Source organism: Paenibacillus massiliensis subsp. panacisoli DSM 21345, from assembly GCF_000426545.1.
GTDB classification, from domain to species: domain Bacteria; phylum Bacillota; class Bacilli; order Paenibacillales; family Paenibacillaceae; genus Paenibacillus; species Paenibacillus panacisoli.
The window spans coordinates 210,232-228,540 of the sequence record NZ_KE384536.1 but is presented as its reverse complement, the minus strand read 5'-3'; the positions used below and the strand labels follow the sequence as shown (position 1 = coordinate 228,540).

Sequence of the window (18,309 nt, the reverse complement as noted above, 5' to 3'; positions counted from 1 at the left end):
GGAGCTGTCCTTAGTACGAGAGGACCGGGATGGACGTACCGCTGGTGTACCAGTTGTTCCGCCAGGAGCACCGCTGGGTAGCTATGTACGGACGGGATAAGCGCTGAAAGCATCTAAGCGTGAAGCCCCCCTCAAGATGAGATTTCCCAATTAGTAAGACCCCTTGAAGACGACGAGGTAGATAGGCTGGGGGTGGAAGTGCAGTAATGCATGGAGCTGACCAGTACTAATCGGTCGAGGGCTTATCCTATAAGTAAAATGCAATGATTCGTTTCGGTTCCAGTTTTCAGGGTGTAACACCTTGGAATTATGGAGAGATACCCAAGTGGCTATAAGGGGACCCTCTGCTAAGGGGTTAGACTGCGTAAGCGGTGCGAGGGTTCGAATCCCTCTCTCTCCGTAGTAACATTTTTAATAAGTACAAGCTTCATTTATTATGGCGGTGTAGCTCAGCTGGCTAGAGCGTACGGTTCATACCCGTGAGGTCGGGGGTTCGATCCCCTCCGCCGCTATACATACCCAGGAGGCTTAGCTCAGCTGGGAGAGCATCTGCCTTACAAGCAGAGGGTCGGGGGTTCGATCCCCTCAGCCTCCACCATATGTGCCGGTGTAGCTCAACTGGTAGAGCAACTGACTTGTAATCAGTAGGTTGGGGGTTCAAGTCCTCTCGCCGGCACCATTTATAGAATATGCGAGGAACTGTGGTGTAGAGGCCTAACATGCCTGCCTGTCACGCAGGAGATCGCGGGTTCGAATCCCGTCAGTTCCGCCATTTTCTTAAGCTTTACACTGTTTAGTATGACAGACACTGGTAAAGTGGAAAGGGGTATCCCCTGTACACTTTATTTTTATTTTATAAGGTTTTTTGATATGGCTCGGTAGCTCAGTCGGTAGAGCAGAGGACTGAAAATCCTCGTGTCGGCGGTTCGATTCCGTCCCGAGCCACCTTAATCTGGAGGATTAGCGAAGTGGCCAAACGCATCAGACTGTAAATCTGCTCCCTTACGGGTTCGGTGGTTCGAATCCATCATCCTCCACCAGAATTTGAGCCATTAGCTCAGTTGGTAGAGCACCTGACTTTTAATCAGGGTGTCGAAGGTTCGAGTCCTTCATGGCTCATTCATATAAGTCATCAACTTTACGTTGATGGCTTTTTTGTATTTTCATCGTGTGTGATAAAATATGAGATATACTCTACATAAAGCGGGGATTTGCTATGAATCATACCGAGACGTTACAGCAGCTACAGCAGATTACGGGTCTAACCTTTTCCATAGTTGAGCTTACGGAGGAGCACGAGCCTTGGTTACCACAGGTTAATCAGGAGCAGGGAAGGAGAGAATCCTTCATTTATAAGCACCAGATTTTTTTCCCAAATCGTGCTTCTGCTGGAGCCGAGCTTGCCTTTGTAATTGACGAGCAACAACTCTCACCGCGTGAGCGCAGGCTTGTGGATGCTTGGCTGGATGGTGTTCATGGGTATGGGGATGCCTCTGGAGATCTGGAGGATGATGAAGAGGGGCGCATGAGAAGACTGGGGCGGTGGGCTCTGGAGCAGTCGATATTGGATGAAGACCAACGTGTACCGCATCAGCTAAGGCTAGAGCAGCAGTTTCAGACAGCGATGGTACCACTGCTGCTAACAGGCGAGGGCTTGCATTCAGGTCAGGTGAACTATGCCTTGCTACAAAGATTTTTGAACTCTTATTTTGGTGGAGTGGTCATGCTCATCCCTTTGGAGGATCAGGAATGGTTCATCTTGGCGGAGGAAGAACTCGTCGTAGGTGCCGAGGATGAACGTGACGCAAACACGGCAGAGCAAATGGAAGAGGTGCTTACGGCCTTTGCCCTCGGGCTGTACGAGCTTGTTGCGAGCGAATGGGTAGGGGTGTTCCATATTGCAGTCGGCAAATCTATCACACCTTTGGTAGAACTACCAAGAACAGTGTCTTTGCTCAGAGAGACGATTCATCTGGGGCGTATCTTCCATGTAACAGAGCATATTCATCTTCCATGGGAGCTAAGCCTGGAACGTATGATCTATAGTATCCCTGATGAGCAACGCAAATTTTTCGTGAAGCATGCGGGCAACCAGTCAGCCATGTTCGAGGATGCAGAGACCCTCACGACACTGGAGACATTTTTTCAGATGGATTGTAATGTCAGTGAGACGGCGAAGCGATTGTATGTGCACCGTAATACTCTCATCTATCGACTCGATAAGATCAAGCAAGAGACGGGACTTGATGTGCGTACCTTTAATGATGCGGTTCTGGCCAGACTTATTCTGCTATTGTACAAAGTAACAAAAAGCAAATAGCTTTTTTGTGCAGTTTGTGGATAGCCAGTTAGGCAGGCCTCGGGTAATATAAGTATTAGGAAATGTATTCGATTTCATAACGAGAACTGAGGAGGCAAAACCCATGGCTGGTGTACGTTTAGAGCATATTTTCAAAAAGTATCCGGGTTCCGATAAAGCGACTGTAGTTGATGTTAATTTGGACATTAAAGATAAAGAGTTCCTGGTATTGGTTGGTCCTTCGGGTTGTGGTAAATCCACTACGCTGCGGATGATCGCAGGTCTGGAAGAAATCTCGGAAGGTAAGCTGTACATCGGAGACCGTGTTGTAAATGATGTAGCTCCTAAAGATCGGGATATTGCGATGGTATTCCAATCCTATGCCTTGTACCCGCATATGAACGTATACCAAAACATGGCGTTTGGTCTGAAGCTCCGTAAAGTAAAGAAAGAAGAAATCGAAAGACGTGTTCGTGAAGCAGCAAAAATTCTCGACATTGAGCACTTGCTGGAGCGTAAGCCGAAGGCTCTCTCCGGTGGACAACGTCAGCGTGTAGCCTTGGGACGTGCGATCGTACGTGACCCTCAAGTCTTCTTGATGGATGAGCCGCTCTCCAACTTGGATGCCAAGCTGCGTGGTGCGATGCGTAATGAGATCACTAAATTGGCAAAACGTCTGGAAACTACCGTTATCTACGTAACGCATGACCAGACTGAAGCGATGACAATGGGTGACCGTATCGTAGTAATGTCCGAAGGGATCATTCAACAGGTGGATTCTCCAGATGACCTGTATAATAGTCCGAAGAATCTCTTCGTTGCCGGATTCATGGGTTCCCCAACAATGAACTTCATCAACGGTAAGCTGGTGGAAGTGAGTGGCAAGGTTCATTTCCAAGCTGAGAATCTGGACGTCGAAGTTCCTGAAGGCAGAGCACAGATCCTTAGATCCAAGGGTTATATTGGTAAAGAGGTTATCCTCGGTATTCGTCCAGAGGATATTCATGAAGAGCCTGTATTCCTGGAAGCATCTCCAAATACAACCTTCAAGACTACAGTAGATGCTACAGAGAACCTGGGTCACGAGACCCTGTTGTACCTGACAGGCGCAGGTCCTTCCACTGTCATTGCTCGTGTAGATGGTCGCTCTACTACTCGTGAAGGAAGCAAGCCTACGTTGGCCTTTGATATGAACAAAGTCCATATCTTCGACAAAGAGTCCGAAGCCAACGTATTTCTAGCTTAATAGAGATATGACAAAGGTTGAAGCTGCCGAGGTAACTCGGTGGCTTCTTGTTGTTATGTCAGTTATATCTTTATGCTAGTCATAGCTTATGAAGCTCTGCATCACCTGCAATTGCATTTAACTGAAAATTCCTATACGATGGGTATGTATCATGGGGGAGTTATTACTACTCAGCTTACATAAGACTCATTAGCTTATTTTGTTAGGTTGACTTGTAGAAGAAGTAAGTGTTTTTGTCTAATATCTGCTGAATTGCTATACGCTCGATGGTTACTCACGGTCTTTAGGTAATTCTAAATCTTGAGTATTGCAGCAGAGCTTGCTTGCAGGCTCTGTATGATAACATATCGGACCCGGCTGAGGTTGAAAGGAAGAGAAACATGCCCAAAAAAGTGAAAGTGAGCGAACTCGTACAGCAGTTTCATTTGGAAGTTATCTCTGGTGAACAGGGGTTGCGCAGACCAATTACGGTAGATGATTTGAATCGCCCTGGTCTGGAGATGGCCGGATATTTTGAATATCATCCACAGGAACGGGTGCAGCTCTTGGGTAGAACTGAGCTGGCGTTCTTTGCTATGCTCCCACCGGAGGAGCGAGTGGATCGAATGCAGCGTCTTTGTACAGAGGATACGCCGTGTATTGTAGTGACTAGAGAGCTAGAGGTGCCGCAGGAGCTGATTGATGCGAGTAGCAAGCATGACATTCCTGTGCTGCGCAGTAATATGGCCACCACAATCTTGTCCAGTAGAATCACCAACTTCCTGGAAGGAAAATTAGCGCCTACAGCTACCATTCACGGTGTATTGTGTGACGTATACGGGGTAGGTATGCTTATTACCGGCGGAAGCGGCATCGGTAAGAGTGAGACAGCATTGGAGCTGGTGAAGCGTGGACATCGTCTGGTCGCTGATGATGCGGTTGAGATTCGTCAGACCTCAGACTTTCAGCTGCATGGCAGTGCACCCGAGCTCATCCGTCATTTGCTGGAGATCCGTGGGGTAGGTATCATCAATGTCATGACGTTATTCGGTGCAGGTGCTATTCGGAATCACAAGCGTATTACGCTTGTTGTTCGTCTGGAGGCATGGCAGCAGGACAAACAATATGATCGACTTGGACTGGATGAAGAGACTACACGTATCATTGATACAGACGTGCCTCTAGTCACTATTCCGGTTAGACCAGGACGGAACCTTGCTGTTATCATTGAAGTAGCTGCCATGAACTATCGACTGAAGCAAATGGGCTATAATGCTGCATTGCAGTTCACTAACAAGCTGACAGCAACCATTGCTGAAGATATGGATGATATGGACTGACTCTGAACAGGAGTTCAGGCTAAAGAAAACACTGGCATTCAGGGAGTGAGATAAATCATATGGCAACACTGTTAATAGATCCGATCGCGTTCGCTATTGGACCGCTTAAGGTACACTGGTATGGTCTAATTCTTGGATGCGCGGCGCTGGTGGGGCTGCTGCTGTGTATTCGTGAGGGCAAGCGCTATGGCATTCCTCAGGATTTTTTCATGGATATGCTACTGCTGGGCGTACCTTCTGCCATCATTGGGGCCAGAATCTATTACGTGGCCTTCAAATGGGAAGATTATCGTGACAATCTGGTCGATGTCTTCAAAATCTGGAACGGTGGTATAGCCATCTACGGGGCTTTGATCGGTGCGATTATTTGCGGCGTCATTTACTTCCGCTACAAAGGCTACAACTTCTGGAGGATTGCGGATATCTGTGCACCAGGTCTACTCATTGGTCAGATGATCGGTCGTTGGGGAAACTTCATGAATCAGGAAGCCTATGGTGGACCTGTAGAGGAATCCTTCTTGCGTTCACAGCTTCATTTACCAGATTTCATTGTGAATCAAATGAATGTGAACGGCGTGTTCCATCATCCTGCCTTTTTGTACGAGTCCATCTGGAGCCTGATTGGAGTAGGCCTGCTTCTGCTACTTCGCCGTCGCCCATTCGTGCGTGCTGGTGAGATCTTTGCTGGCTATTTCATTTGGTACTCCATTGGTCGCTTTTTCATCGAGCGTCTGAGAACAGACAGTCTGGCTTTTCAGAGTCCAGAATGGCTAGCTTCCTTTGTAAATGGGCTGTGGACTCCAATGACATGGTTTGGCTTTGAGCCAGGCTATCTGGACCCAGCGTATGGAAATGTACGTATTTCGCAGCTCCTTGCTATTGTGCTCGTGCTGGCTTCCGTCATCTTCATTGTATACAGACGCAAAACGTATCCGAATCTGCCGCACTACAGTGATCCGATTGTCTCTACCAAGGTTCAGCATGGACAAGATGGTGCTACAGCATCTGAGAAAGTGGATTCCGCGCAAGCCAACACCGCAGACAGCCATGCAGAGGAGACAGAGGCACAGTCAAAGGAGCGCAATCATGATTAACACGGTATTATTTGATTTGGACGGCACCATTATGGATACGAATGAGCTGATCATCAGCTCATTTCTCCATATTATGAAGGATCAAAGCTCGGCTCCGCTGACACGGGAGCACATTATTCCGCATATGGGCGGTACTTTGGAGAACCAACTGCGTACCTTCACAGGCGCAACGGATGTAGCTGACTATGTACGTCAATATCGGGCATATAACCTGCTGCATCATGACAATATGGTCAGGCCTTTCCCCCATGTGGAGGAGGTTATCAAGTCTCTGCATGAGATGGGTGTACAGATGGGAGTAGTAACTACCAAGATTCGTCCATCTTCGTACCGGGTGCTTGATTTGTTTGGATTGACCTCTTATATGGGTACTATTGTAACAGTGGATGATGTAGAGCATCCCAAGCCACATGCTGAGCCTGTACTAAAAGCGGTCTCCGCATTGAATGCTGATCCTGCGCGCACGCTGATGGTGGGGGATAGCTCGTTTGATATTCAGGCGGCACATGCTGCAGGTGTGCTATCGGCTGGAGTAGCTTGGTCACTGAAGGGTGAAGAGACGCTGCTGAGCTATAAGCCGCACTATATGCTGCACGATATGAGGGATCTGCTAAAGCTGGTTAAGCAAGGCTCTGAGGCGCTGTGAGACGACTGGAACGTTATCCTGTTGAAGGCGCGAATGCACTATGGCAGATCTACAGAAGTGTAAGCCCCTGGAAGGGCGTCAAGAATTTCATATGCATTCAGGCTGCACGATATTGCCCAGTGCTTCCCCTTAAGAACTGGATTTACCGCAGGCTGCTCGGCATGCAGATTGGTGAGCACACGGCCTTCGGGCTGATGGTCATGGTCGATGTCTTCTTTCCCGAGAAGATCAAGATCGGTACCAATAGCGTAATTGGGTACAACACGACCATTCTTGCCCATGAATATTTGATTCAGGAGTACCGCCTTGGCGAGGTCATTATTGGCGATGGGGTGCTGATTGGAGCGAATACGACCATCCTACCTGGTGTAACCATTGGGGATGGTGCAGTAGTTGCAGCTGGCTCTATTGTGCATAAGGACGTCCCGGCAGGAGCCTTTGTGGGAGGGAATCCTCTGCGGGAGCTGAAGCAGTCTGAGCCGCGTTCGTAGTACATACCGATTCAGTGCAGATACTTGACAGACGTGAAGTGATCGAACAAGGCCGGACAGCTTCAGTCGGGCCTTTTTTGTTGGTAAATGGCAGGTGCGTCTTTATAACATTCAGTTTGCTCTCAGGGTGCATTTGGCTAGTAGTCAGAATCAGCCTGTATACTAGCGAGGTACCGGCGAATGTGAAACAAGTTACATTGTGGCATTTAGGTAACTATTGGGATATTAGTTGATCTAACCTGGCGAATCGTCTAAGGTAATGGAGAGGCTTGTCTCAGAAGGAGGAATGATGATGGCACGGCAGCAAAAGGAAAGGTTGCCGCAACTTGATATATTCCGAGCCCTGGCTATTCTCGGCGTGCTCCATGTTCATGCTACATCCTATGCAGCAGGCATACAGGCAATGGAATCACCTTATTACTGGATATTGAATTTTGTGAATATCTTCTTTAAGTTCGGCACCCCTTCATTTATATTCTTGAGCAGCTTTGTGTTGTTCTACAATTATTATGATCGTCCGATTGATCGAGGGATGATTGGCCGCTTTTACGGGAAGCGAATGAGCTATATTCTCCTCCCCTATTTCATCATCTCACTTGGCTATTTCGTATTGGCCCAGACCGTGAACGGAGAGCTATATTTACCGATTACAGAGCAGTTGCAGTTTTTTTTGTACAGACTCCTGACAGGATCTAATTATACGCACTTGTACTTTGTATTCATCAGTATTCAATTCTACATTTTGTTCCCGTTCCTGTTGAAAATGTTTCAATCCTCACGCTGGCTTGTACGCTGGGCGATTCCCGTCGGACTTTTATTGCAGTGGGCATTTATCTTCATGAACAAATTTGAATGGCAGATTGTGAATAAGGGAAGCTTGTCGATCTCCTATCTTGCTTATTATTTTATGGGTGCTTTTGTGGCGGTTTATTTTGATCGATTCAAAGTATGGCTGAACTCTTCATGGTCTGAGCTATCTGCTACGCTTCGCTGGCGTACGATACTGCTGTGGGGAAGCTGGCTTATGGTATCGATTATACATGTACTCTTGTGGCTGTATGCCCGCCGAGATGGCGTATGGGTGGATACGCTATGGTACGAGCTGCTGTGGAACGCGCACACCATGCTATCGGCACTAGTCCTACTGCATAGCGCCTTCAGGCTGTATGCGAGAGCAAATCAGGCTGTGGTGACCTTCCTGATTCGGATGGGGGAGGCATCCTTTGCCATCTATCTGATCCATCCACTGGTGCTGGCTGTATATCGCCGTTTCCGGTACCACATCCCGATTGATTCCTTTACCTATGTTGTATGGATCGCTGGGGGGCTGGTGGTTGCTCTGTTCCTTACCTGGCTGATGGTTGCCTTCGGCTTCCGTTATGTCCCATTCGTTAGAATTTTCCTGGGGAGTGTGCCCAGGTCCTATCTGCCTACAGCAGGGAAGGACTCATCCAAGGTTCAGCCACGTCGAGCTAACATTTAGGGAACGCCCATTGAATCTATAGATTGTCGGCCGTCTTTGGGCATTGGGGCCGTTTTCGTATGATCAGGTTAGCCAGCAATTGCTGGTTGGCCTTTTTTGTGTATGTATTGCTATGATTCTTACTAGCTACGCAGACTATAGATAACATTGTAGATTAGAGATAACAATCGTATTTGTGCCTTGCCGCTCTAAGGCTAGCCAAAGGTTCGCAATTGACTGAATAAGGGTATTCATGTTAATATAGCGAAATATCGAACGCTTTAATTTGTTAGCACTTTACCATAGTGAAGTGAATTGCAGTAATGGGTACAATGTAGTCATGGATGTACACGTGACGATGAATATAAGTGTAATGCTGGTACTTTTAGAAAAGAACAAGACTTTCTACGACGAATTCTATTCAAACGATAACTGATCTTATAAATGGAGTGAATAAATATGTCCAAGCCGAAGGGCTTCGAGAAACCGATCGGGGTAAGAGATTATCTACCACATGTGGTGGCACGGCTTCGTGATATTGAGAGCAAGGTGCTTGCTTGTATGGAGCGCTGGGGCTATCAACAGATTATAACCCCGAGCATGGAATACTATGACACAGTTGGTGTTGCTAGCTCAACCTCGGATCATAAGCTCTTCAAATTGTTGAATAACCGCGGTACTACGCTCGTCCTTCGTTCTGATATGACGGCACCGATCGCTCGTGTTGTATCCTCTCTTCTGAAGGCAGAGGCCCTACCGTTGAGATTGTCCTATCATGCGAATGTCTTTCGGGCTATTGAGGAGGAGGCAGGTCGTGAGGCTGAGTTTTTCCAGACTGGACTGGAACTGGTGGGAGATGACTCTCCCGAGGCTGATGCAGAGGTCGTGGCACTGGCGATCGCTTCACTTCAGGCCGCCGGTGTGCAATCCTTCAAGATTGCAATGGGTCACGTCGGATTTCTGAATGGACTGTTCGAGGAGATTATTCCGGGTCAGACCGAAGATCAGAAGCTGCTGAAGGAGCTACTGCTAAGACGTGATGTGGTCGGCTATCGTGCCGCTGTGCAACAGCTGTTCTCGACAAATTCTGGGAAGGGTGCAGATGCTTCAGAAGAGTCACAGAATCAACTGGAGGCTATTCTGCGTCTGCGTGGCGGGAAAGAGATTTGCGATCAGGCTACAGAGCTGAGCTCGAATCCGCTGGCAGTGGATTCTGTCTCACATCTCTGCAAGGTATGGGAGGTGCTGGAGGCTTATGGTGTATCCGAGCATGTGCTCATTGACCTGACGATGATTGGCGATTTTTCCTATTATACGGGCATGATATTCGAGGGCTATGCTGCGGGAATCGGTTCTCCTGTCGCCAGTGGAGGAAGATATGATAATTTGCTGCAGCAATTTGGACGGGATGTGCCAGCTACGGGCTTCGCTCTGAAGACCAACCGGATCGTGGATGGAATGGAAGGACAACAGGTGACGGAGCAGCATACCGTGTTCATTCGATATGACGCTGAGAGTCGCAGAGAGGCTCTGACCGAGGCTACACGATTGCGTGAAGCGGGTAAGGTGGTCATTACTGGAATACTGGGAGGCACAGCCGATACGGAAGCCTCGGACACTGCTTATACTGAAATCATCACTTATGAAAAGGGATTGGCCATTCGGCCGGGAATATAACACGATAGGAGGGGTTACGAATGACCGAGATTCTGAAAGTCGCCATGCCCAAGGGGCGGATCTACAAGCAGGCTTCGGTGCTATTCCGGGAGGCTGGCATTCCGATTCCAGAGGATGTGGATGATACGCGCAAGCTGGTCATTCCATTGCCGGAACTGGGGATGGAATTCATCATGGCCAAGCCGGTAGATGTGCCGACCTACGTGGAATACGGTGTGGCTGATATCGGTATTGTAGGCAAGGATGTTTTAATGGAAGAGAACAAGGATGTGTACGAGCTGCTGGATCTGGGTATCGCACGTTGCCGCATGTCTGTCATCGGCTTGCCGAACTGGCAACCCGGCATTCGCCAGCGCGTGGCGACCAAGTATCCGCAGGTAGCCTCGCAATATTTTCGTGAGCATGGCGAGCAGGTGGAGGTCATCAAGCTTAATGGCTCCATTGAATTAGCTCCGCTAATTGGCCTCGCGGACCGGATTGTGGATATGGTCGAGACAGGCCAGACACTGCGTGAGAACGGGCTGGTAGAGCAGCACGAGATCTTCGAGATTACGAGCCGTCTCATCTCTAACCGGGTCAGCTACCGGATGAAGAATGAACGTATTCAAGCGATATGCGATCGACTGCAGCAGGTGATTCCTGGGGCGGTCAAGCAAGGCGGATAGTGTATCTGAGCTACAGCTAGAGTTCAGCTAATATAGTATTTGAGGATTCAAATGGATCGGATGTGTACGGAGGAGGAACGGTAATGAAGATAGTAGCAGCCCGTGACCTGCAGCTGCAGCGTGAAGTGGATTACGGAACACCAGAGCAGAATGCAGCGGTGAAAGACATCATTCGTGCAGTGCGTGAGGAAGGCGACCAGGCGCTGCAGCGATATACGGAGCTTTTTGACAAAGTAAGCTTATCTGGTGCCCCACTGCGGGTCTCACCAGAGGAGCTGACAGCAGCTTATGACCGGGTGGAGCCAACTTTCGTGGAAGCAATTCGAGCAGCGGCAGCGCAGATTCGAGCCTTTCATGCCAAGCAGAAGCGTACATCCTGGATGGATCTGCAGCCGGACGGTACGTTGCTGGGTCAAGTATTGCGACCTCTGCAGCGTGTAGGTGTATATGTGCCGGGTGGAAAAGCCGCGTATCCATCCTCTGTGCTGATGAATGTCATACCTGCACAGGTGGCCGGTGTTCCTGAGATCGTGATGGTAACGCCTCCGGCAACGAACGGAAAGGAAGGCATCGACCCGTATACACTGGTGGCTGCTGCTGAAGCAGGCGTAACTGAAGTGTATCGTGTAGGTGGTGCACAGGCAATTGCAGCCCTTGCCTATGGAACGGATAGCATTCGCCCAGTGGATAAAATCTGCGGTCCCGGGAACATCTACGTAGCTCTCGCCAAACGTGAGGTCTATGGTGCCGTTGATATTGATAGCATAGCTGGACCGAGTGAGATTGTAGTGCTGGCCGACAATACGGCCAACCCTGTCTACGTGGCAGCAGACCTGCTGTCACAGGCTGAGCATGATGAGATGGCTTCTGCCATTCTGGTTACGCCATCGCAGCAGCTCGCTGAGGCGGTATCTGCGGAGGTAGAGCGCCAGTTGGCTGATCTGCCACGCCGCGAGATTGCTGCTGCCTCTGTAGCGAATTATGGCTCTATTGTGGTCGTGGATGACATTACGGAAGGGCTATCCATTGTGAACCGCTTGGCTCCAGAGCATCTGGAGATTATGGTCGAGAATCCAATGGAATACGTTGGCCGAATCGAGAATGCCGGGGCAATCTTCCTTGGACCGTATAGCTCGGAGCCTGTGGGGGATTATTTTGCAGGACCAAATCATATTATCCCGACCAATGGTACAGCGAGATTCTCTTCACCTGTAGATGTGGACGATTTCATCAAGAAATCCAGCCTGATCTACTACAGCAAGGAAGCGTTGCTGAAGAACGGGGAGACCATCATGGAGCTGGCAAGACACGAGGGGCTTGAAGCGCATGCCAGGGCCATTCTGGTACGGTTGAATAATGAAGGAGAGGCGTGATCCCAAGATGGACAACAATAATACAGTACAAGCTCGGACGGCTGATATCAGCCGCAAAACAAATGAGACTGATATCCAATTGGCATTTGCAATTGATGGGACAGGCCAGACAGAGCTTGAGACCGATGTTCCTTTCCTGAATCATATGCTGGATTTATTCGCGAAGCACGGACAATTCGATCTGAAGGTGCAGGCACGAGGAGATATTGAGATCGACGACCATCATACGGTGGAGGATATCGGTATTTGCCTGGGACAGACGCTGCAGGAGGCGTTGGGAGACAAGAAGGGCATCAAGCGGTATGCGAGTGTATTTGTTCCCATGGATGAGGCGCTTGCCCAGGTGGTTATTGATCTGAGCAATCGTCCACATTTCGAGTACCGTGCTGAGTATCCTTCAGCTCAGGTGGGGAGCTTCTCGACAGAGCTCGTTCATGAGTTCCTCTGGAAGTTCGCACTTGAAGCACGGATGACGCTGCATGTCATTGTGCATTACGGTCAGAATACGCATCATATGATTGAAGCGGTGTTCAAGGCACTGGGACGTGCACTGGACGAAGCGACGTCTATTGATCCACGTGTGAAAGGTGTACCTTCGACGAAAGGGGTGCTGTAACGTGACCATCGCGATTGTAGATTATGGCCGTGGCAATCTGCATAGTGTCAGCAAGGCTGTAGAGCGGCTTGGATACGAGGCTGTGGTGACGAGCGATGAGCAGGAGATCCGTTCCGCTGCAGGTGTCATCCTGCCGGGGGTTGGCGCATTTGGCGATGCCATAGAGCAGCTGCGTAAGAGCGGACTGGATAAGGTGATGAAGGATGTAGCTGCCTCCGGGCAGCCGCTGCTAGGTGTATGCCTGGGGATGCAGCTGCTATTCAGCCGGGGTGAAGAATACGGTGAGCACGAGGGACTGGATATTTTGCCTGGTACCGTGGTACGGTTCGCCGCCAATTCTGGGCTGAAGGTGCCGCATATGGGATGGAATCGTCTGCATTTCTCCCAAGGAGATCATCCGCTATTTCGAGGACTAGAGGAAGGTCACGTCTACTTCGTGCATTCCTATCACGCACAGACGGAATCTGCTAGTGATCTGCTCTCTGTAACGGATTACGGCGGACCTGTTACCGCCATTGTAGGGCGTGGCACTGTCTATGGCATGCAGTTCCACCCGGAGAAGAGCGGGGAGCTGGGGATTGCCCTGTTAGGGAATTTCCTCGCCATGACACATGATAAAGCATAATCAGTGAGTCAATTGGACTCTCAACATATGAATTCAAGCACAGGGAGGCAGCGTATGTTCACGATCTATCCCGCTATTGATATTCGGGGCGGCAAATGTGTAAGGTTGATACAAGGGGATTACAACCGTGAGACGGTATACAACGACAATCCACTTGAGGTAGCTCGTGAGTGGGAGCGACTGGGTGGGACTTTCATCCACCTGGTAGATCTTGATGGGGCGAAGGCCGGTCATCCCGTGAATGATGATATTATCCGTAGCATCGCATCTGCGGTACAGGTGCCTGTTCAGGTCGGAGGCGGCTTGCGGACGCGGGCAGATGTGGACCGTGTGCTGTCACTCGGTGTAAGCAGAGTGATTCTCGGGACGGCTGCTATCGAGGATCGTGCCTTTACGGAAGAGGTGCTCGGCACCTACGGAGACCAGATTGCTATTGGATTGGATGCCAGAAATGGATACGTAGCGACACGCGGCTGGCTGGAGACCTCGGAGGTCAAAGCTGAGGAGCTAGCTCGTGAGCTGGCTGCCAAAGGCGCAGAGACGTTCATTTTCACCGATATATCGCGTGACGGTATGATGCAGGGGCCAAATGTGGAAGCGATTCTGTCATTGGCCAAGAGCAGCGGTCGTCAGGTTATTGCCTCGGGAGGAGTCAGCACGATGGACGATCTGCTGAAGCTGTCTTCTCATGCCAAAGAAGGCATTGGCGGAGCCATTGTGGGCAAGGCGCTATATACGGGCAGTATTCAATTGGATGAAGCAATTCGTGCCGTGGCTGGAGCCGAATAACAGAGCCAGAGTCGGGTACAGGATTCGAACTATTGTAAGAAGCAAACGACCGGAGCATGTCCTTTAGTGTACGTGATTCTGGTGTTAGGTAAATGTAAATCGTGGCGGGGAGGTAAGGAGATGCTGGCTAAACGTATTATTCCATGTCTGGATGTAAAAGACGGCCGCGTCGTAAAGGGTGTGAATTTCGTCAATCTCCGGGATGCAGGCGACCCAGTAGAATTAGCTGCGCTGTATGATCAGGAAGGTGCCGATGAAATCGTATTTCTCGACATTTCAGCCTCGGTGGAGGGGCGAGCGACCATGGAAGAGGTCGTGCGTCAGACCGCAGGTGAAATCTCGATTCCCTTCACTGTTGGAGGAGGAATATCTCACGTCGACGATATGAAGCGGATCTTGCGAGCTGGAGCGGACAAAATTGGTATTAATACAGCCGCGGTATTGAACTCGAAGCTGATTACGGATGGAGCCCGTGGGTTCGGATCACAATGTGTCGTGGTAGCCATCGATGCAAGATATAACGAAGCCTGGGGCGAGTGGGAAGTGTACACCCATGGTGGACGCAGAGCTTCCGGCATTCGGGCGCTACAGTGGGCAAGCGATGTGGAGAAGCTGGGAGCAGGCGAGATTCTGCTGACAAGCATGGATGCAGACGGAACGAAGGATGGCTTCGATCTCGCCTTGACTGCGGCGGTAGCTGATCGGATCAGCATACCCGTGATTGCTTCCGGTGGTGCTGGCAAGAAGGAGCACTTCTACGACGTGTTCACCGAAGGCGGCGCTGATGCAGGACTAGCGGCTACGATTTTCCACTATAAAGAGATTGCCATTCAGGAATTGAAGAAGGATTTGAAGAACAGGGGAGTGGAGATTCGATGACGAGTAGTGAAATTAACGAGCAAATCTCCCTAGAGCAGGTCGTGGAGAATGTGCGATGGGATGAGGCTGGTCTAGCGCCTGCGATTGTACAGGATGCAGTGACTGGGCAGGTACTGACATTGGCCTATATGAACAGGGAGTCTCTGCGTAAATCTCTGGAGAGCGGGGAGACCTGGTTCTGGTCACGCTCTAGACAAGAGCTATGGCATAAGGGAGCTACCTCGGGCAATACACAGCGGATTGCATCCTTGAATCTGGATTGCGATGGAGATGCACTGCTTGTACGTGTACACCCCGCTGGTCCGGCCTGTCACACAGGAGCCATTACTTGCTTCGACCGTGAGATTGTTCTTCCAGGCAAGGAAGTCTCCGCTACAGGTGAGACCTACAATGCTCGTTCGGATCGCTTCGCTGTACTGGCTGAGCTGGAAGCAGTAATTGCCGAGCGTGAGCGTACGCGCCCTGAGGGGGCCTATACCACATATCTGTTCGAGAAAGGCATCGACAAGATTCTGAAAAAGGTGGGCGAGGAGACGTCAGAGACGATCATTGCTGCCAAGAATCAGGATAATGATGAGCTACGGCTGGAGGTAAGTGATCTGCTGTACCATCTGCTGGTGCTGCTGCAGGAGCGTAAGCTTCCACTGGATGAGATCATGACGGAGCTGGAGCGCCGACACGAACGTCCTCGACGGGATTAATCGGGATCGGGGTGCGCTTATGGCGCATTAGTAATTCAGCTTGCATAACGTTTATCTAGAGTTTGTGAGAACTTATCTACAGCCTGCATAGCAGCTCATACAGCTGTTATATATCCGATTTATGTAGCTATAGCAGATGGACATATTCGGTACTGGATGTTGATCACATAAAGGGGGAAAGGCTGTGCGTATTGATTATCATACACACCATGCCCGTTGTGGGCACGCAGTCGGCAGTCTGGAGGAGTACGTTCAGCAGGGGATTCAGCTCGGCCTCGACCAACTGGGCTTGTCTGATCATATGCCTCTGCTTCATGTGAACCCTGCGGAGTACTATCCCGAGATGGCCATGGCTATGGAGGAGCTACCCCGTTATGTCGAGGAGTGCTTAAGCCTGAAGGAGCGCTACAGGGATCAGATTGATATTCGAGTTGGTCTGGAGGGCGACTACATTGAGGGCTGGGAGCGTGAGATCGAGAAGATCGTAAAGGCCTATCCGTGGGATTATGTTATCGGTTCGGTGCATTTTCTCGGGGAATGGGACGTAAGCGACTATCGGCAAGTCCATAACTGGGAAGGTCAGCGTGTCCTTGAGGTGTATGCAAGGTACTATGATGCTGTGTCCAAAGCAGCTGCCACTGGCCTCTACGATATTATGGGTCATCTTGATGTCATTAAGCGGTTCGGTCACTACCCGGAGCCATCCGAGGAGGAGGAGCTTCGGGAGCTGGAGCGCGCGACGCTGAATGCGATAGCACGTAGTGGTCGAGCAATGGAGCTGAACGCTTCGGGGCTATCGAAGCCGTGTGCAGAGATGTTCCCAAGTCGGCGCATTCTGGAAGAAGCACGGCAACTGGCGATTCCTGTAACGCTAGGCTCGGATGCGCATGATCCGCTCAAGCTGTCCGAGCATCTGGAGGAAGCGCGTGCGCTGCTCTATGATGTGGGATATCGGGAGCTGGCAGTCTTTCGGAATAGAGAGCGCTCATTCGTCGAGCTGGCATAAGACTCTAACAGGAATGGTTAGAATGACTTAGCCGGATATATAGACGCCGAATAACAAAAGGTAACTTACAGCAGTAACCGATCTCGATTCGAAGGCATACGTGTCTGAGCAAGATCGGTTATTTTCATAGCTCTAGCGGCTAAAGGGCGTTATAATCCACTTAGAGGAACATGAAGTATATAGAAGCTCAGATGACGTTTTTCTTATATTGAATGGAAGGTCGGGGGAGGACAAGCATGCAACAGAGTCTGCGGATTTTCTCGGGATCATCGAATCCTGAGCTGGCTGCGAGCATATGTGACAAGCTGGGTGTAGAATTGGGGCGCATTAAGCTATCGCGCTTCAAGAGTGGAGAAGTCTATGTTCACTATGAGGAGAGCATACGTAACTGTGATGTGTTCCTGGTGCAATCCCTCGCGCACCCTATCAATGAGCTGTTCGTGGAGCTGCTTGTCATGATTGATGCGGCTAAGCGTGCTTCTGCCCGGACAATTAATATTGTAGTACCTTATTACGGGTATGCGAGGCAGGAGCGCAAGGCGGCTCCACGCGAGCCAATCTCCGCCAAGATGCTGGCTGATGTCCTGACTACGGTAGGGGCTACACGTGTCGTGACGCTGGATTTGCATGCGGCAGCGATTCAAGGCTTTTTTAACATTCCGGTGGATCATTTGACCGCCCTGGATCTGATTAGTGAGCATCTCTGTTCGCAGTCTCTTGAACGTCCCGTAGTTGTATCCCCAGATGCAGGCCGTGCCTCCATGGCGGAGAAGCTGGCGAATCAACTGGATTCCCCGTTTGCCATCATGATCAAGAAGCGTCCAGCTCATAATGAGTCTGTCATTACGCACGTTATTGGAGATGTGGAGGGGCGTACGCCGATTATTATTGAGGATCTGATTGATACCGGAACTACGATTGTGAATGTGGTGGAGAGCTTGAGGGAAAGAGGCTCGCAGCCAGTCATTGTCTGTGCCACACATGGACTGTTCTCGGGCAGTGCTCTGAACAAGCTGAATCATCCGTTCATCCGGGAGATTGTCGTGACAGACTCCATCAAGCTATCCGCAGAAGGGATGGAGCGGCTTAAGGTGCTCTCCGTTGCGCCTATGCTGGCTCAGGCTGTTCGCATAATTATGGATGGTGGCTCGATTGCTACCCTGTTCAAGGACGCAGGCATTTAAATGCCATGCGTCTTTTTGGATTTTTTATTTCCGACATTTTCCAATTTGAGGGATTGTTAGCCCAACATAAAGTAGCTCCTATCTTAAACACTCAGTTCGATCTCCGGTCGGGGGTGAATTGCCCGTAATTGCAGTTAACAGAGAAGAGAAAAGTGAAGCATATTGTAGTGCGTTGTCCGGAGCTGGTACCAAAAATAACTTGCTGATTTCTGTGAGAAGTGGCAATCAAGTTATGTT

General features: G+C 50.0%; 17 protein-coding genes, 8 tRNA genes and 1 rRNA gene. All 26 read left to right on the top strand.

The genetic code is table 11. The annotated features are described in order from the left end of the window. Positions 1 to 250 (top strand): 23S ribosomal RNA (locus K331_RS0128110); the annotation flags it as partial. Between the two features lie 61 nt (positions 251 to 311). After that, a tRNA-Ser gene (locus tag K331_RS0128105) sits at positions 312 to 400 on the top strand. A gap of 38 nt (positions 401 to 438) precedes the next feature. Next, positions 439 to 512 (top strand) — tRNA-Met (locus K331_RS0128100). A gap of 10 nt (positions 513 to 522) precedes the next feature. Continuing rightward, a tRNA-Val gene (locus K331_RS0128095) sits at positions 523 to 598 on the top strand. 5 nt (positions 599 to 603) lie between these two features. Then, positions 604 to 679 (top strand) — tRNA-Thr (locus K331_RS0128090). A 16-nt stretch (positions 680 to 695) separates the two neighbouring features. Further along, positions 696 to 772: transfer RNA gene (locus K331_RS0128085), tRNA-Asp, on the top strand. Positions 773 to 872: 100 nt separating this feature from the next. Further along, positions 873 to 945, top strand: a tRNA-Phe gene (locus K331_RS0128080). 9 nt (positions 946 to 954) lie between these two features. Next, positions 955 to 1,040: transfer RNA gene (locus K331_RS0128075), tRNA-Tyr, on the top strand. 6 nt (positions 1,041 to 1,046) lie between these two features. Next, a tRNA-Lys gene (locus K331_RS0128070) sits at positions 1,047 to 1,119 on the top strand. 97 nt (positions 1,120 to 1,216) lie between these two features. Further along, entirely contained in the window at positions 1,217 to 2,320 is a 1,104-nt protein-coding gene (locus tag K331_RS0128065; RefSeq protein ID WP_028592897.1) for a PucR family transcriptional regulator, read from the top strand. 103 nt (positions 2,321 to 2,423) lie between these two features. After that, complete coding sequence (locus tag K331_RS0128060) at positions 2,424 to 3,545, top strand: ABC transporter ATP-binding protein (RefSeq protein ID WP_018888134.1); 1,122 nt, start codon at positions 2,424 to 2,426, stop codon at positions 3,543 to 3,545. Positions 3,546 to 3,925: 380 nt separating this feature from the next. Further along, positions 3,926 to 4,864 (top strand): HPr(Ser) kinase/phosphatase, encoded by a 939-nt coding sequence (gene hprK, locus K331_RS0128055; RefSeq protein WP_018888135.1) that lies wholly within the window; start codon positions 3,926 to 3,928, stop codon positions 4,862 to 4,864. A 59-nt stretch (positions 4,865 to 4,923) separates the two neighbouring features. Then, positions 4,924 to 5,958: a prolipoprotein diacylglyceryl transferase gene (lgt, locus tag K331_RS0128050; RefSeq protein WP_028592896.1), complete on the top strand. Its 1,035-nt coding sequence runs from the start codon at positions 4,924 to 4,926 to the stop codon at positions 5,956 to 5,958. Continuing rightward, entirely contained in the window at positions 5,951 to 6,604 is a 654-nt protein-coding gene (gene ppaX, locus K331_RS0128045; RefSeq protein WP_028592895.1) for a pyrophosphatase PpaX, read from the top strand. Before lgt ends, ppaX begins: the two co-directional genes overlap by 8 nt. Then, a complete protein-coding gene (locus K331_RS0128040) occupies positions 6,601 to 7,095 on the top strand; it encodes an acyltransferase (RefSeq protein ID WP_028592894.1) in 495 nt (164 codons plus the stop codon). Before ppaX ends, K331_RS0128040 begins: the two co-directional genes overlap by 4 nt. Positions 7,096 to 7,387: 292 nt before the next feature. Continuing rightward, positions 7,388 to 8,578, top strand: a complete 1,191-nt coding sequence (locus tag K331_RS0128035) for an acyltransferase (RefSeq protein ID WP_084165608.1) — start codon at positions 7,388 to 7,390, stop codon at positions 8,576 to 8,578. Between the two features lie 438 nt (positions 8,579 to 9,016). Further along, positions 9,017 to 10,234 carry an ATP phosphoribosyltransferase regulatory subunit gene (locus tag K331_RS0128030; RefSeq protein ID WP_028592892.1) on the top strand — a complete coding sequence of 406 codons (1,218 nt, stop codon included), beginning with the start codon at positions 9,017 to 9,019 and terminating at the stop codon, positions 10,232 to 10,234. A 20-nt stretch (positions 10,235 to 10,254) separates the two neighbouring features. Further along, positions 10,255 to 10,899 (top strand): ATP phosphoribosyltransferase, encoded by a 645-nt coding sequence (gene hisG, locus K331_RS0128025; protein ID WP_025681433.1) that lies wholly within the window; start codon positions 10,255 to 10,257, stop codon positions 10,897 to 10,899. Positions 10,900 to 10,982: 83 nt separating this feature from the next. Then, a complete protein-coding gene (gene hisD / locus K331_RS0128020) occupies positions 10,983 to 12,272 on the top strand; it encodes a histidinol dehydrogenase (protein WP_028592891.1) in 1,290 nt (429 codons plus the stop codon). A gap of 7 nt (positions 12,273 to 12,279) precedes the next feature. Then, the gene (gene hisB, locus K331_RS0128015) at positions 12,280 to 12,888 is read left to right on the top strand and encodes an imidazoleglycerol-phosphate dehydratase HisB (protein WP_018888143.1); all 609 of its coding nucleotides are present in this window, start codon (positions 12,280 to 12,282) and stop codon (positions 12,886 to 12,888) included. Position 12,889: 1 nt separating this feature from the next. Further along, complete coding sequence (gene hisH / locus K331_RS0128010; RefSeq protein ID WP_028592890.1) at positions 12,890 to 13,513, top strand: imidazole glycerol phosphate synthase subunit HisH; 624 nt, start codon at positions 12,890 to 12,892, stop codon at positions 13,511 to 13,513. Between the two features lie 54 nt (positions 13,514 to 13,567). After that, a complete protein-coding gene (gene hisA, locus K331_RS0128005) occupies positions 13,568 to 14,302 on the top strand; it encodes a 1-(5-phosphoribosyl)-5-[(5-phosphoribosylamino)methylideneamino]imidazole-4-carboxamide isomerase (RefSeq protein WP_028592889.1) in 735 nt (244 codons plus the stop codon). 120 nt (positions 14,303 to 14,422) lie between these two features. Then, positions 14,423 to 15,181: an imidazole glycerol phosphate synthase subunit HisF gene (gene hisF, locus K331_RS0128000; protein ID WP_028592888.1), complete on the top strand. Its 759-nt coding sequence runs from the start codon at positions 14,423 to 14,425 to the stop codon at positions 15,179 to 15,181. Beyond that, entirely contained in the window at positions 15,178 to 15,882 is a 705-nt protein-coding gene (hisIE, locus tag K331_RS0127995; protein ID WP_028592887.1) for a bifunctional phosphoribosyl-AMP cyclohydrolase/phosphoribosyl-ATP diphosphatase HisIE, read from the top strand. The genes hisF and hisIE overlap by 4 nt, the downstream gene beginning before the upstream one ends. 184 nt (positions 15,883 to 16,066) lie before the next feature. Next, a complete protein-coding gene (gene hisJ / locus K331_RS0127990; protein ID WP_028592886.1) occupies positions 16,067 to 16,888 on the top strand; it encodes a histidinol-phosphatase HisJ in 822 nt (273 codons plus the stop codon). A 236-nt stretch (positions 16,889 to 17,124) separates the two neighbouring features. Beyond that, positions 17,125 to 18,072, top strand: coding sequence for a ribose-phosphate diphosphokinase (locus K331_RS0127985; protein ID WP_028592885.1), 948 nt, complete (start codon positions 17,125 to 17,127; stop codon positions 18,070 to 18,072). The last annotated feature ends 237 nt before the right edge of the window (positions 18,073 to 18,309 follow it).